The following is a 13,193-nucleotide window of genomic DNA, read 5'->3' as shown; positions in this document are numbered from 1 at the left end:
ACCGGTCTGATTTCCGGAGTTCGTGATGATCCTTCGCCGACTGTTCCCGATCCTGGCCGCGCTCGCCGTGGTGACGATGGCTTCCAGCGTTGCCGCTCAGGCGCCGCAGCGGCCGGTGATCATGATCGGCATCGACGGCTTCCGGGCGGATTATCTGGAGCGCGGCCTGACGCCGACCATTGCCCAACTGGCGCAGGAGGGCGTTCACGCAGAGGGCGGGATGAAGCCGTCGTGGCCCAGCGTGACCTTCCCGAACTTCTACACCCTGGCCACCGGCATGCACCCGGACCACCACGGGCTGGTCTACAACACCATGCGCGATCCCGAGCTGCCGGGGCGGACCTTCACCCTGCGCAACCGCGCCGAGGTGATGGACAGGGTCTGGTACGACGCCGGCGAGCCGATCTGGGTGACCGCCGAAAACGCGGGCCTGCGCACCGCCACCATGTTCTGGCCGGGATCGGAGGCGCCGATCCGGGGCGTGCGCCCGACCTACTGGCTGCCTTTCGAGCAGTCGGTGCCGACGATGGCACGGGTCAACATGCTGCTGGGCTGGATGACCTTGCCGCCGGAAGAACGGCCGCAGCTGGCGACCCTCTATTTCGACGTGCTGGACACGGCGGGGCACAATTTCGGGCCGGACGCGCCGGAGACGAATGCCGTTCTGGTCGACGTCGACAATGCGGTGAAGGCGCTGCTGGACGGGCTGGCGGCCCGGAATATCGAGGCGGACATCGTGATCGTCTCTGACCACGGCATGGCGGCGGTGTCGGGCGAGCACGTGACTTTCCTGGATGACCATGTCGATCCGACCGCGATCAGCGTCGTGGCCTACGGGCCGGTCGTCAGCCTGAATCCGGTCGCGGGCCGCGAGGCCGAGGTCGAGGCGGCGCTGCTGGGCGAGAAGCCGCATCTGCAATGCTGGCGCAAGGGTGAGATCCCGGAGCGTCTGTCCTACGGCACGAACCCGCGCATCCCGGCCATCATCTGCCTGTCGGAAACCGGCTGGACCACGGGCACGCGCGAACGGACCGACCCCGCGCGGATCCGGGGTGGAGCGCACGGCTTCGACAACGCGGCGCCGGAGATGCAGGCCCTGTTCGTCGCCCATGGCCCGGCCTTTGGTCGCGGCGTGGCGCTGACGGACATGGACAGCGTGGACGTCCAGCCGCTGCTGGCCCGCCTGCTGGGCCTGACCGCGCCGGCGGGGGACGGGCAGGCCGACGACACGGCCGCCGCCATGGCCGCGCCGACCCCGTAAGAGGGCTTCGACGAGGGGATGTTCTTCCGCTAGAAGGCCAGACCCTCGCACAGGCCTGTCATGAACGCCCTCAACGATCTCAAAGTCCGCCGGGCGGCGCTCGCCTTCATCCTGATTACGGCCGTGCTGGATATCGTGGCGATGGGAATCATCATTCCCGTCCTGCCGCAGCTGATCGTCGAGTTCGTCGGCTCCAACGCCGACGCCGGCTGGATCAACGGCGTGTTCGTGGCCCTGTGGGCCGGGATGCAATTCATCTGCTCGCCGATCATCGGCTCGCTGTCGGACAAGTATGGCCGGCGGCCGGTGATCCTGATCAGCTGTGCGGGACTGGCGCTCGACTATGTGCTGATGGCGCTGGCCCCGAACCTGTGGTGGCTGGCCGCGGGCCGGATCATCGCCGGGATCACCTCGTCCAGCTTCACGACCGTGTTCGCCTACATGGCCGACATCACCGAGCCGGAGAAACGCGCCAAGGCCTATGGCCTGATCGGCGCCGCCTTCTCGGGCGGGTTCGTGCTGGGGCCGGTGCTGGGCGGGCTACTGGGGTCCATGGATCCGCGGTTGCCGTTCTGGGTGGCTGCGGTGCTGTCGGGCCTCGCCCTCCTCTACGGCCTGTTCGTGCTGCCCGAAAGCCTGGCGGCCGACAAGCGGATGCCGTTCAGCTGGCGGCGCGCCAATCCGGTGGGGGCGCTGATCCTGCTGAAGCGCCATGCCGAGCTGGCGGGCCTCGCGGTCGTGAACTTCCTGCTCTATTTCGCCCATCACGTCTTCTCGGCGGTGTTCGTGCTGTACGCGGGGCTGCGCTACGGCTGGGGTCCAATCCAGGTCGGGTTTCTGCTGGCGCTGGTCGGGGTGCTGGACATGATTGTGCAGGGCGGCCTGACGGGCGTCTTCACCAAGCGGCTGGGCGACCGGAAGACCATGGTTCTGGGCCTGATCGGCGGCACGATCGGCATCTCGCTGATGGGCTGGGCGCCGACCGGCTGGGCCTTCATCGCGGCCATGTTGCCCAATGCCCTGTGGGGGCTGGCGATGCCCACGCTGCAGGCCCTGATGACCCGCCGGGTGGGCGAGGACGAGCAGGGGCAGTTGCAGGGCGCCAACACCAGCGTCGGCGCCATCGCCGGGGTCCTGTCGCCGCTGTTCTTCGGCTGGCTGTACACCCATTCCACGGGCGGCGGCTTCGGCGGGGTGGCGCGATGGGTCGAGGGCTGGCTGGGGGACGGGCCGCCGGCGCGCCTGATCATCGGCGGCCTCTACGATCCGGGCCTGTCGTTCTACATCGCCGCGGTAGTGCTGTTCGTGGCGGCGGTCATCGGCTGGTGGGTCGGAAGGCAGGCGAGCCGGGCGGAAGCTACAGAGAGTTCATCCGACGGCCTTGATCCGGCCTGAAATCCCGGGCGGAATGGGATTTCAGAGACTTTCGAAGATACGGATGCCGATGAAGACCCGCCCACTGGTACTCGCCCTCGCCCTGACCCTTGCCGCCTGTGGTCAGCCGAACAGTTCGAAAGCCCAGGACGGCGTCTTCGCCGACAACCGCGTGCCTCCGGGCGACGCCACCTCGATGAAGACCAGTTTCGCGCCTGTCGTGCGCGAGGCGGCTCCGGCCGTGGTGAACATCGCCGCGCGCGGCGTGCAGCAGGTGCAGGACCCGTTCTGGTCGATGTTCGGGCAGGGACCGCGGGCGCAGCAGGTCGGCTCGGTCGGATCGGGCGTGATCGTGCGCGACACCGGAGTGGTGGTGACCAACTATCACGTCATCAACGGCATGCAGCAGATCCGCGTGATCCTGAACGACCGCCGCGAGTTCAACGCCCGCGTCCTGCTCGGCGACGAGCGGTCGGACATAGCCGTGCTGCAGCTGGAGGGCGTCAACGAGCGCCTGCCGATCCTGAACATCGACGACCGCGAGGAGCAACAGGTCGGCGATCTGGTGCTGGCGATCGGCAACCCGTTCGGCGTCGGCCAGACAGTGACCAACGGCATCATCTCGGCCCTGAACCGGACGGAGACGGGCATCTCGGACTCGGGCTCGTTCATCCAGACCGACGCGGCCATCAACCCCGGCAACTCGGGCGGGGCGCTGGTGGACATGGACGGCGACCTGATCGGCATCAACACGGCCATCTTCTCGCGTTCGGGCTCGTCGTCCGGTGTGGGCTTCGCGGTGCCGGCGACCATGGTGCGACGGGTAGTGGACTCAGCCGTGGGCGGGGCCAGCACGGTCGTGCGGCCGTGGCTGGGCGTGCGCGGCGAGCCGGTCAGCGCCGACATCGCCCGCAGCCTGGGCATGGATCGTCCCCGCGGCATCGTTGTGAACGACGTCTGGGATAATGGGCCGGGCGACCGGGCCGGCATCCGGACTGGCGACATCATTACGGCGATCGACGGCGCCGAGATCAACGATCAGGGCGGTCTGAACTTCCGCGTCGGCACGCGCGAGCCGAACTCGGGCGTCGAACTGACCCTGTTGCGGGACGGGCGGGCGCAGACGATCAATGCCCGGGTTCAGCCTCTGCCGGGCGATGCGGACACCGAGAAGGCGACGACGATCCAGCAGGGCGGCCTGTCCGGCGCCCAGGTGCTGGCGCTGAACCCGGCGCTGGCGGACAAGCTGGGCGGCGATCCGTTCGCCAGCGGCGTCATCGTCGGCGGCGTCGACGGGCGCGGCTATGCGGCGCGGGGCGTCGGCATTCGTCCGCGCGACGTGATCGTGGCGGTCAACGACCGGCCGGTGACCTCGATCAATCAACTGTCGAACCTGCCGCGTGGATCGCGCCTGACGGTCGAGCGTCAGGGGCAACGCGGCATCCTGCTGGTCCGCTAGGTCATTTGCGGACCGGCGCGCCGATCGACCAGATGTGGCCGAACGGGTCGCTCATGCGGCCATAGCGGTCGCCCCAGAACTGGTCGGCCAGCGGGGTGACCGGCACGCAGCCGGCGATGATGGCGCGGTTCCACCATTCGTCCGCATCGTCGACCTGCAGGTGCATCGTCACGCCAGCGGGGACGATGTCCGTCGCATGGCCGTACTCGGGGAACTCGTCTGACAGGAAGAGCAGACCGCCGTTGATCAGCAGCCGGCTGTGCATCAGCCGCTCGCCATCCTCCGCCAGATTGCGGAACACCTCCTCCGCGCCGAAGGCGGCGCGGTAGAACTCGACCGCCGCCTGTCCGCCGCGCGAGGGGATGGTCAGATAGGGAATGACGCAGCCGGGCGGGACCTTGTGCGGATCGGACATGCGGGCTCCTGGGTTCGGCCCACACTAACGCGTGAAAAGCGGGCCGGTAACGCCTATCTCTGACGACACATGACCGACCTGTTCGAAGCCTCCGGCATCCATCCCCCCGACGCCCCGCTGGCCGACCGCCTGCGGCCGCAGACCCTCGAGGAGGTGGTGGGGCAGGACCATCTGCTGGGCGAGGGCGGCCCCATCCGCCGCATGATCGAGGCCGGGCGGTTGGGCTCCATGATCCTGTGGGGCCCGCCCGGCACCGGCAAGACCACCATCGCCCGGCTGCTGGCCCAGGCCGCCGGCTATCAGTTCCAGCAGATCAGCGCCGTCTTCTCGGGCGTCGCCGATCTGAAGAAGGCGTTCGAAGCCGCCCGCATGCGGCGCGCGGCCGGACAGAGCACGCTGTTGTTCGTCGACGAGATCCACCGCTTCAACCGCGCCCAGCAGGACGGCTTCCTGCCCTTCGTCGAGGAAGGGGTGGTGACCCTGGTCGGGGCGACGACCGAGAACCCGTCGTTCGAGCTGAACGGGGCGCTGCTGTCGCGCTCTCAGGTCTATGTGCTGAAGCGGCTGGACGATGCGGCGCTGGATCAGCTGCTGGCGCGGGCGGAGGGGCATGAGGCGCGGACTCTGCCGCTGACGCCCGAGGCGCGACACGCCCTGCTGGCGCTGGCCGACGGCGACGGGCGGTATCTGCTGACCATGTCCGAGGTATTGTTCAACCTGCCGGAGGCCGAGCCGCTGGACGTGCAGGGGCTGGCCGGCATCCTGCAGAAGCGCGCGCCTGCCTACGACAAGAGCCGGGAGGAACACTACAACCTGATCTCGGCCCTGCATAAGTCGGTGCGGGGCTCGGACCCTGATGCGGCGCTGTACTGGCTGGCGCGGATGCTGAACGGGGGCGAGGACCCGCTGTATCTGGCCCGCCGGATCGTGCGCATGGCGGTGGAGGACATCGGTCAGGCCGATCCGCTGTCCATTCTCGTCGCCAATGCGGCCAAGGACACCTACGACTTCCTGGGCAGTCCCGAGGGCGAGCTGGCGCTGGCGCAGGCGGTGGTGCATCTGGCCACCGCGCCCAAGTCGGTCGCGGTCTACGAGGGCTACAAGGCCGCCCGCCGCGCCGCGCACGAGACCGGCTCGCTGATGCCGCCGCCGAATATCCGCAACGCGCCGACGAAGCTGCTGAAGGAGCTGGGGTACGGCAAGGGCTACCAGTACGACCCCGACGTCGAGGACGGCTTCTCGGGCGCGAACTACTTCCCCGAGGGCATGGAGCGCCGGACCTTCTACAAGCCCAAGGGCGAGGGGCATGAGGCCAAGGTCAAGGACCGGATGGAGCGCTGGGCCGAGATGAGGGCGCGGAAGCAGGGCGGGGAATGAACCTCAATCAGGTCACGCTCGAGGTCGCCGACATCCCGCGCGCCCGGGCCTTCTATCTGCGGCTGGGGCTGACCCTGATCGTCTCCCGGGATCACTATGCGCGGCTGGCCTGTCCGGGCGGGGCAACGCTGTCGGTGCATCTGGCGGAGGAAGTCCGGACGAACGGGACCGGCGTCTATTTCGAGTGCGAGGATCTGGACGAGCGCGTCGCGAACCTGAAGGCAGCGGGCTTGGTTTTCGATGGCGATCCCGTCGATCAGCCTTGGCTGTGGCGCGAGGCCTGGCTGAGCGACCCCGACGGCAACCGGTTGTGCTTGTTCCACGCGGGTGAAAACCGACTGAACCCGCCGTGGCGCGTCGCTGACTGATCAGCGTTCATTGTCGAGCCCACGCAGCTTTGCCATTGTCCGCCCTGTATCTCCGGGGAGGGAACAATGAGCATGACGGTAAAGACGCCTTGGCACCTGTGGGTCGTGGGCGTGGTTTCGCTTCTGTGGAACGGTTTCGGCGCATTCGACTTCATCCAGACCACCACGCGCGGCGAGGCCTATATGCGCGAGGCGGGCTTCGATCAGGCCATGATCGACTACTTCATGGCCATGCCGAACTGGATGTACGGGCCGTGGATCCTTGGGGTCTGGGGTGCGGTTCTCGGCTCGATCCTGCTGCTGATGCGCAACAAACTGGCGGTCTGGGCCTTCGCGGCCTCGGTGCTGGGCGCGCTGATCAGCCTGATCTACGGCAAGGCGATCAACCCGCCTCCGCCGCCTCCGGCCGGGATGGAGATGATGGGCTATATGCCGTTCGTCATCATGGTGATCGCCCTGTTCCTGCTCTGGTACGCCTGGAGCATGAAGAGGAAGGGCGTTCTGCGCTGAACTGACGGCTTGGGCGGCGCGCGGTTCGTTGGTAAGCCTCGCGGCATGACCGTGACCGCGCCCCGCCTGACCCTCATTCTCGCCGCCGCCTGCCTGATCGGCTTCGGCGTGCTGATCCAGATGGCCCTCGGCCACCGGCTGGGCGTCGGGGCCGGGCAGGCGACCGAGATGGTCGCCATGGCCAGCTATGCCGCCGCCATCGTCTTCCTGCTGGCCCCGTTGGGCCGCGCCCGCGCGCTTCTGGCCGGTGGTCTGGCGATCATCCTGATGGCCTGGGCCGTGCACCTGAACGCCCGCCTGTCCGCCAATCTGGAGAACCAGTTCGGCGGCAATGTCGTCGCGGCGCACCGCATCCTGATCAACACCGTGATCATCGGGCCTGGACTGGGCATCGTCGTGGGTATCATCACGGGCCTGATCGCCCGCTCGGGCCGCATCCGCTGGACGCCGAAGACGCGCCCGGCGGCGTGAGCGACCGCCAGCCCGTCAACCTGACCGAGGACGAGATCGCTGCCGTCCGGTCGTGGGTCCTGCTGGAGGATCCCCACGTCCTCGTCCTGAACAAGCCGTCCGGCCTGTCCAGTCAGGGCGGGCGGATCAAGGCGCATACGCTGGATGACCTGCTGTGGGCCTTCATGCGCTCGAACGGCAAGCGGCCCGAGCTGGTGCACCGGCTGGATCGCGACACCTCGGGCGTGATCCTGGCCGCCAAGACCAAGCCGGCGGCGGGATTCCTCGGCAAGGCGCTGCAGGCCAAGCGATTCAGGAAAACCTATCTCGCCCTGCTGTCCGCCGCGCCGGAGCCTGCGGCGGGGACCGTCGAGACGCCCCTGCTGCGGCAGGAGGTCGGGCGCGAGAGCTATATGCGCGCCGTCACCGCCGACACGCCGGGGGCGCAGGCGGCGCTGAGCCGGTACCGGACCCTGGCGAAGTCGGAAGACGGGGCGCTGGTCGAGCTGGATCCCGCTACGGGGCGCATGCACCAGCTTCGGGTGCACATGGCGTCGATCGGTCGCCCCATGGCTGGCGACGCGCGGTATGGCGGGGCGCTGACGTTCGCGGGCAAGGCTGCGCCGCGGCTGATGCTGCATGCGGCGAAGCTGGTGTTCCCGCATCCGGAGGGCGGATATCGCACCGTCGAGGCGCCGGTTCCGGAGGATTTCGAAGCGTTGAAGGTGGCGGCGGGGCTGGGGTGACCCCTCCGTCTCGCCGCGCAAGCGCGTCGAGCCACCTCCCCATCTTCGATGGAGAGGTGAGGCGGTGTTTCACTTCTCCACGTAGCGGGGAGGGGGACCATGCGGAGCATGGTGGAGGGGTTTCAGGAACTCTCCCGCCGCCGCGACGCTTTCTCAAGCACACGGAGTTAACGCCATGAAGCGCCTGACCCTTCCCCTGATCGCCGTGGCCGGCCTGAGCCTCGCCGCCTGCGCCAGCCTGTCGCCATACGGAGCCCAGACCTCGCCGGGCGGGCAGGGCTATGCCGAGCAGCGGATCGAATCCAACCGCTACCGCGTGACCTACAACGGCGTCGGCGCGCCCGGGCCGGTGGCGGATTACGCCCTGCTGCGCGCAGCCCAGCTGACGACCTCGCAAGGCTATGACTGGTTCGAGGTCACCCAGCGCTGGACCGACGGCCGCCCGGACAGCGCCGGCGGCGTGCGTCCCAGCGTCGGCGTTGGCTACGGTTCCAGCCGCGGTTCGAGCCGGTACGGCAGCTATTCGGGATCGGGCGTTGGCGTCGGCGTCGGCCTGAACTTCAGCGGACCGTCGGCGACCTCGACCACGCTTGAGGTGGTGATGGGCAATGGCCGTCGCCCCGACCGCCCGGACGCCTATGACGCGCGGTCGGTGCAGGACAATCTGCGCTGAGGGACCCTAGAACTGGTCAAATACGAGCAAGGCTAGAACCAGCGCCGAGATAATGAGTGGGACGACTAGCCTAACGCGGTCTATCCATCGTTCGGTCCAAACAAACCTGCCGCGCTTGGCGGGGTCTCTTTCGTCAAGACTATCATAGCGCGTCTGAGCTTCGCTGAGGCCTTCCTCCGCGTTTCGTAAATTCCAATGGTGCGATTCCATTTGGGTTTCGAAATGTGATCGCGCGCCGCGAGGATCGTCGGCGTTTTCCCGATCACGGAAAAATGCTCGTTCTAGTCGGTCAATTTCGCGTCTTTGGGCGGCGACATTTGACTGACCACCGGTGACTGCGGCGAGTGCAACCTCACGCTCAGCCATCAGTTTTGCAGCGAAGCGCTCCTGTAGTTCCAAGTCGTAAACCGTCCGGACTTGAAAGAGGAGTAGGCTGTATTGAGTGACGAGATAGAGGAGCGCGAAGCCGAATGCTCTCTCCAAGAACCACTCTGGAAGAGTTATAAACTTCAGCAGTTGGCTTGCTTGGTCTGCGCTATACAGATCAAATGCTAGGATCGATCCGGCTCCAGCCGCTAAGAACAACCATTTGCGAGCCTTGAGAGCTCTCGCATAAGCGCCTTCAGCAGCCGTATGATCGTCCGCGCCGAGTATGACCTGAAGCACGAGGCTACCTACCCCGCGTTAGCGCCCGGTACTCGACCAGACGTTCCTTGTCGCGGCGGACCTGGTCGGCGACGGCGTTGTCGACGTCCAGCGAGGCGTAGCGGACCCAGCCCTCGACGCCGAGCTTGTCCTGGACGGCGGCGACCGGGGTGCGCCAGCGGAAGTAGGACAGCCAGCTGACCAGAACGCCCAGCAGGATGGCGACGCCCTGCAGCACACGGAAGGCGGCGGCGTCCTGCGGCGCGGGCTCAAGCGCGAACAGCGCCAGCCAGACGATCAGCACCAGCGGGGTGAAGATGCGTTGAGCCCAGCGCATCCAGTAGCGCTCGCGGCGGATGCGCCACAGCTCCATCTGGACGTATTTCTCGAGGTACTCCATCCGCGCGCCGATCCACATGGTCAGGCGGGTCAGATACAGGGCGCGCTGGCCCCAGCCCTTGCCGTCCATCTGGTATTGCGTCTCGGCCTGGTCGGCCATGGCGCGGGCGGAGGTGAACAGGTTCTGCAGCTCGCGGGTGCGCTGAACGATCTCGCGCGACAGCTCGTAGGAGTCGTTCTCCAGCTGGAACCGGTACTGGGTGAACAGGATCGCCTGCGCGGCCCAGAAGACGCCGACCGTCGCCAGCATGGCGCCGAAGGCGAGGCCCAGGCCGATCGGGGCCGAGCCCGTCCAGGTCGTGAACCACGTCGGTCCAAGCGTCGCCAGCAGGGTGAAGGCGATCATGGCCAGCGCCTGGCTCAGGCGCTTGACCGAGACGTGGACCACCAGCGCCTTGAAGACGCGGCGGCCGTAGTCGTGGATGTGCTTGCGCAGGTCGCTGTCGACCGGGAAGCGTTCCTCGATCTGCCGGCTGAACAGGACGTGGAAGCGGTCCGGCTTGCCCTCGCTCTCCCAGAAGGGGAAGAGGTCGAGCGGCTGGTTGAAATACTCGTCGATGTGCGAGGAGACCGCGGCCACCGAGGCCGGGTCGTAGGAGAAATACTCGCTGTCCTGAATGGGACGCAGGATGCCGTCGGCGCTGCGCAGGGGCGTGGCGGCCGTGTGCGAGGTCGGCTGGGGCGCGACGCGCTCGGCGTGGTCCGACGCGCCCGGGGGCGGCGGATTGGCCGGCTGCAGCCGCTGGTCGTGACCGTGGCCGCCATGGCCGCCGTCATGAGCGCCGTGACCGTGCGGGGCGTGGGGCTGAGGCGGCGGGGCGTGGTGATGATCGTCGTGCGACATGCGCGTCGGCGGTCCTCTGAATCGGGCTTCACCCGGCACTATGGCAGATCGCGCGGTCCGGAGGACGGCGTTCTCTCATGACGCGAAGCGCCACGGTTCAGCTATCGCCGTTAACCCTGTGCTGCGGCAAGTGAAGTTTCGGTCAGGAGAGCCATGGGGGTCGCGCGGCCCAGATCAGGACCGCGCCGCCGATCACCGACAGGGGCGAGATCAGGCGCACGGTCGTCACGGGGATGCGCGCCGCCCACCAGCGCGAATAGGTTGAGTGCCAACGTCGGGGCAGGAGCGCCAGCACGCACGCCGAGACGATCAGGAATGCGCCGAATACGGTCAGGATCAACGGCGCGCGGGACACCGATGCGGCGCCCATGATCGCTGCGCCAACCCCGGCCCGGACGGCCATTTCACCGAAATGGATGGGCGGGCTGCTGCCCATGGCGGCGAGAACGGCCAGGGCCTGTCGAGGGCGCAGCCCCATCCAGACGCCCAGCCCGATCAGCCAGAGACCGGCCGCCACGCAAGCCCACTGCGAAACACCGGTCATGCGCGCTCCCTTCGCAATGTCGCAATCGGCGCTATAAGCCCCGCAACATGACACGTTTTCTCATTGTTGCAGCCGGGGGCGCGCTCGGCGCCATGGCCCGCTACGGGCTGGGAAGACTGCTGCCGGCCGGGGCATGGCCGTGGGGGACGCTGGCGGTCAATGTGGTCGGGGGGCTGGCGATGGGCCTGCTGACCGGCTGGCTGGCGTTCCGGGGCGGGGCAGGGGGCGAGAACATCCGCCTGTTCGCCGCCGTCGGCGTGCTGGGCGGCTTCACCACTTTCTCGGCCTTCTCCCTGGAGGCGGCGCTGATGATCGAGCGCCGTGAATTCGCCCTGGCGTCCGGCTATGTCGCCGCCTCGGTGGTGCTGTCCATCGCCGCCCTGTTCCTCGGCCTGATGCTGGCCCGCCGCGCTTTCGGAGCCGCACTGTGACCGACGAGAAATCCGCCGACGCGCCCAAGCGCGAGGTTCAGACCATCTATGTGGCCGAGGCCGAGGACGGCATCCGGCTGGATCGCTGGTTCCGCCGGCGCTGGCCGCACCTGTCGAACATCCAGGTGCAGAAGATGGCCCGCAGCGGCCAGATCCGCGTCGACGGCGCCCGGATCAAGCCTGAGGGACGTCTGACCGCCGGCGCCGCCGTGCGCGTGCCGCCGATCCCGGACGACACCTCGCGGCAGGCGGGCGACGCCCATACGCTCACTGAGCGCGACATCGCCTTCGCCAAGTCACTCGTCCTGTACGAGGACGACATGGTCATCGCCATCAACAAGCCGCACGGTCTGGCCGTGCAGGGCGGCACCAAGACCAGCCGCCACGTCGACCGCCTGCTGGGCGCCTGGGGCGAGGGGATGGACCGGCCGCGCCTGGTGCACCGGCTCGACCGCGACACTTCGGGCGTGCTGCTGCTGGGCAAGGGGCCGGAGGCGGCCAAGCGGCTGGCGGGCGCTTTCGCGCGGCGTCAGGCGAAGAAGACCTACTGGGCCATCGTCATCGGCAATCCCAAGCCGTCGGCGGGCCAGATCGACATGCCGTTGAAGAAGACCGGCATCAACGACTTCGAGATGATGCGCCCGGCGGACCGCAAGGACCCGCGCGCCGAGCCGGCCGAGACGGCGTTCGCCACCATCAGCCGGGCCGCACACCGCGCCGCCTGGATGGCGCTGCGACCGTTCACCGGTCGGACCCACCAGCTGCGCGCCCATATGGCGGGCATCGGCCATCCGATCCTCGGCGATCCGAAATACGGCGACGACAAGTCCCGCGAGCTTTCGGGTCCGCTGAAGCTGCAGTTGCATGCGCGGCGCATCGAGCTGGATCATCCCAGGGGCGGCAAGCTGATCGTTGAGGCGCCGCTGAGCCCCGAGATGAAGGCCGGGCTGGCCCACTTCGGCTTCGACCCGCACGAGGGCGACGGCGAGGATCCGTTCGAGGGCGTGAGGCGGCAAAGATGACCCGCCCCCTCGCGGTGTTCGACATCGACGGGACCCTCGTCGACAGCCGGGCCTCGATCCATCGGGCGGCGTGCGACGCGGCGCGCGACATGGGGCTGCCCGAGCCGGAATATGACCGGGTTCGCATGATCGTCGGCCTGTCGCTGGAGCATGCGATGGCGGTGCTGGAGCCCGGGCTGGATGCGGACGGGCTGGCGCGGTTCGTCGCCGGCTTCCGGGCCAGCTTCAACCGCATGTACGCCGAGGGGCACGAGGAGCCGCTCTACGACGGCGCCATCGACCATCTGCGCCGGCTGCACCGCGACGGCTGGCGTCTGGCCATCGCCACCGGTCAGAACCGGCGTGGCGTCGCTCGAAATCTGGCGCGCGAGGGCTGGGCCGACCTGTTTATCTCCAGTCACTGCGCCGAGGACGGGCCGGGCAAGCCGGATCCGGCCATGCTGCTGGCCGCCATGGCCGCCTGCGACGCGGAACCGACCTCGACGGTGATGATCGGCGACACCGCCCATGACGCCCTGATGGCGGTCAACGCCGGCGTCCTGCCGTTGGGCGTCGCCTGGGGCTTTCACACGCCCGAGGAACAGATCGCCGGCGGCGCGCGCCATGTCGCGAAGAGCTTCGGCGAACTGGACGTGGTGCTGGACGGCTTCGCCCGCATGCGCGCCGCCTGAAGAC

At 68.1% G+C, this 13,193-nt stretch carries 16 protein-coding genes; 12 read left to right on the top strand and 4 right to left on the bottom strand.

The annotated features are described in order from the left end of the window. Window positions 1–25 precede the first annotated feature (25 nt). The 3 genes from ABDZ95_RS08920 to ABDZ95_RS08910 are packed head-to-tail and all read left to right on the top strand — an operon-like array spanning window position 26 to window position 4,094. Window positions 26–1,261 (top strand): alkaline phosphatase family protein, encoded by a 1,236-nt coding sequence (locus tag ABDZ95_RS08920; RefSeq protein WP_343792828.1) that lies wholly within the window; start codon window positions 26–28, stop codon window positions 1,259–1,261. A gap of 60 nt (window positions 1,262–1,321) precedes the next feature. Beyond that, window positions 1,322–2,656 carry a TCR/Tet family MFS transporter gene (locus ABDZ95_RS08915; RefSeq protein WP_343792826.1) on the top strand — a complete coding sequence of 445 codons (1,335 nt, stop codon included), beginning with the start codon at window positions 1,322–1,324 and terminating at the stop codon, window positions 2,654–2,656. Window positions 2,657–2,705: 49 nt separating this feature from the next. Continuing rightward, on the top strand, window positions 2,706–4,094 hold the full coding sequence (locus ABDZ95_RS08910; RefSeq protein ID WP_343792922.1) for a trypsin-like peptidase domain-containing protein: 1,389 nt from the start codon (window positions 2,706–2,708) through the stop codon (window positions 4,092–4,094). A gap of 1 nt (window position 4,095) precedes the next feature. Here the strand turns inward: ABDZ95_RS08910 and ABDZ95_RS08905 are convergent, their stop codons facing one another. After that, window positions 4,096–4,509, bottom strand: a complete 414-nt coding sequence (locus ABDZ95_RS08905) for a VOC family protein (protein ID WP_343792824.1) — start codon at window positions 4,507–4,509, stop codon at window positions 4,096–4,098. Between the two features lie 69 nt (window positions 4,510–4,578). Between ABDZ95_RS08905 and ABDZ95_RS08900 the strand changes: the two genes are divergently transcribed. The 6 genes from ABDZ95_RS08900 to ABDZ95_RS08875 all read left to right on the top strand — a co-directional run bounded on the left by ABDZ95_RS08900 (window position 4,579) and on the right by ABDZ95_RS08875 (window position 8,633). After that, the gene (locus ABDZ95_RS08900; RefSeq protein ID WP_343792822.1) at window positions 4,579–5,886 is read left to right on the top strand and encodes a replication-associated recombination protein A; all 1,308 of its coding nucleotides are present in this window, start codon (window positions 4,579–4,581) and stop codon (window positions 5,884–5,886) included. After that, window positions 5,883–6,254, top strand: coding sequence for a VOC family protein (locus ABDZ95_RS08895; protein ID WP_343792820.1), 372 nt, complete (start codon window positions 5,883–5,885; stop codon window positions 6,252–6,254). The genes ABDZ95_RS08900 and ABDZ95_RS08895 overlap by 4 nt, the downstream gene beginning before the upstream one ends. Window positions 6,255–6,320: 66 nt before the next feature. Next, window positions 6,321–6,764, top strand: coding sequence for a hypothetical protein (locus tag ABDZ95_RS08890; protein ID WP_343792818.1), 444 nt, complete (start codon window positions 6,321–6,323; stop codon window positions 6,762–6,764). A 45-nt stretch (window positions 6,765–6,809) separates the two neighbouring features. Further along, window positions 6,810–7,235 (top strand): hypothetical protein, encoded by a 426-nt coding sequence (locus ABDZ95_RS08885; RefSeq protein WP_343792816.1) that lies wholly within the window; start codon window positions 6,810–6,812, stop codon window positions 7,233–7,235. Then, window positions 7,232–7,960: an RluA family pseudouridine synthase gene (locus ABDZ95_RS08880; RefSeq protein ID WP_343792814.1), complete on the top strand. Its 729-nt coding sequence runs from the start codon at window positions 7,232–7,234 to the stop codon at window positions 7,958–7,960. Before ABDZ95_RS08885 ends, ABDZ95_RS08880 begins: the two co-directional genes overlap by 4 nt. A gap of 175 nt (window positions 7,961–8,135) precedes the next feature. After that, entirely contained in the window at window positions 8,136–8,633 is a 498-nt protein-coding gene (locus ABDZ95_RS08875; protein WP_343792812.1) for a CC0125/CC1285 family lipoprotein, read from the top strand. 6 nt (window positions 8,634–8,639) lie between these two features. Here the strand turns inward: ABDZ95_RS08875 and ABDZ95_RS08870 are convergent, their stop codons facing one another. The 3 genes from ABDZ95_RS08870 to ABDZ95_RS08860 all read right to left on the bottom strand — a co-directional run bounded on the left by ABDZ95_RS08870 (window position 8,640) and on the right by ABDZ95_RS08860 (window position 11,065). Further along, window positions 8,640–9,299: a hypothetical protein gene (locus tag ABDZ95_RS08870; protein ID WP_343792810.1), complete on the bottom strand. Its 660-nt coding sequence runs from the start codon at window positions 9,297–9,299 to the stop codon at window positions 8,640–8,642. Between the two features lie 4 nt (window positions 9,300–9,303). Beyond that, complete coding sequence (locus ABDZ95_RS08865) at window positions 9,304–10,521, bottom strand: hypothetical protein (RefSeq protein WP_343792809.1); 1,218 nt, start codon at window positions 10,519–10,521, stop codon at window positions 9,304–9,306. A gap of 142 nt (window positions 10,522–10,663) precedes the next feature. Further along, entirely contained in the window at window positions 10,664–11,065 is a 402-nt protein-coding gene (locus tag ABDZ95_RS08860; protein ID WP_343792807.1) for a hypothetical protein, read from the bottom strand. Window positions 11,066–11,112: 47 nt separating this feature from the next. Between ABDZ95_RS08860 and crcB the strand changes: the two genes are divergently transcribed. The 3 genes from crcB to ABDZ95_RS08845 are packed head-to-tail and all read left to right on the top strand — an operon-like array spanning window position 11,113 to window position 13,189. Then, window positions 11,113–11,496 carry a fluoride efflux transporter CrcB gene (gene crcB, locus ABDZ95_RS08855; RefSeq protein WP_343792805.1) on the top strand — a complete coding sequence of 128 codons (384 nt, stop codon included), beginning with the start codon at window positions 11,113–11,115 and terminating at the stop codon, window positions 11,494–11,496. Next, window positions 11,493–12,518 carry an RluA family pseudouridine synthase gene (locus ABDZ95_RS08850; protein ID WP_343792803.1) on the top strand — a complete coding sequence of 342 codons (1,026 nt, stop codon included), beginning with the start codon at window positions 11,493–11,495 and terminating at the stop codon, window positions 12,516–12,518. The genes crcB and ABDZ95_RS08850 overlap by 4 nt, the downstream gene beginning before the upstream one ends. Further along, complete coding sequence (locus ABDZ95_RS08845; protein WP_343792802.1) at window positions 12,515–13,189, top strand: HAD-IA family hydrolase; 675 nt, start codon at window positions 12,515–12,517, stop codon at window positions 13,187–13,189. Before ABDZ95_RS08850 ends, ABDZ95_RS08845 begins: the two co-directional genes overlap by 4 nt. The last annotated feature ends 4 nt before the right edge of the window (window positions 13,190–13,193 follow it).

Source organism: Brevundimonas kwangchunensis, assembly GCF_039523815.1.
GTDB lineage: Bacteria > Pseudomonadota > Alphaproteobacteria > Caulobacterales > Caulobacteraceae > Brevundimonas > Brevundimonas kwangchunensis.
The sequence above is the reverse complement of the archived record's forward strand: the minus strand, read 5'-3'. Positions and strand labels throughout refer to the sequence as shown.

Excerpts from the sequence above, each read along its gene's own strand:
- ABDZ95_RS08920 (WP_343792828.1), top strand. The coding sequence starts at position 26 with ATGATCCTTCGCCGACTGTTCCCGATCCTGGCCGCGCTCGCCGTGGTG.
- ABDZ95_RS08915 (WP_343792826.1), top strand. The coding sequence starts at position 1,322 with ATGAACGCCCTCAACGATCTCAAAGTCCGCCGGGCGGCGCTCGCCTTC.
- ABDZ95_RS08910 (WP_343792922.1), top strand. The coding sequence starts at position 2,706 with ATGAAGACCCGCCCACTGGTACTCGCCCTCGCCCTGACCCTTGCCGCC.
- ABDZ95_RS08905 (WP_343792824.1), bottom strand. The coding sequence starts at position 4,509 with ATGTCCGATCCGCACAAGGTCCCGCCCGGCTGCGTCATTCCCTATCTG.
- ABDZ95_RS08900 (WP_343792822.1), top strand. The coding sequence starts at position 4,579 with ATGACCGACCTGTTCGAAGCCTCCGGCATCCATCCCCCCGACGCCCCG.
- ABDZ95_RS08895 (WP_343792820.1), top strand. The coding sequence starts at position 5,883 with ATGAACCTCAATCAGGTCACGCTCGAGGTCGCCGACATCCCGCGCGCC.
- ABDZ95_RS08890 (WP_343792818.1), top strand. The coding sequence starts at position 6,321 with ATGAGCATGACGGTAAAGACGCCTTGGCACCTGTGGGTCGTGGGCGTG.
- ABDZ95_RS08885 (WP_343792816.1), top strand. The coding sequence starts at position 6,810 with ATGACCGTGACCGCGCCCCGCCTGACCCTCATTCTCGCCGCCGCCTGC.
- ABDZ95_RS08875 (WP_343792812.1), top strand. The coding sequence starts at position 8,136 with ATGAAGCGCCTGACCCTTCCCCTGATCGCCGTGGCCGGCCTGAGCCTC.
- ABDZ95_RS08865 (WP_343792809.1), bottom strand. The coding sequence starts at position 10,521 with ATGTCGCACGACGATCATCACCACGCCCCGCCGCCTCAGCCCCACGCC.
- ABDZ95_RS08860 (WP_343792807.1), bottom strand. The coding sequence starts at position 11,065 with ATGACCGGTGTTTCGCAGTGGGCTTGCGTGGCGGCCGGTCTCTGGCTG.
- crcB (WP_343792805.1), top strand. The coding sequence starts at position 11,113 with ATGACACGTTTTCTCATTGTTGCAGCCGGGGGCGCGCTCGGCGCCATG.
- ABDZ95_RS08845 (WP_343792802.1), top strand. The coding sequence starts at position 12,515 with ATGACCCGCCCCCTCGCGGTGTTCGACATCGACGGGACCCTCGTCGAC.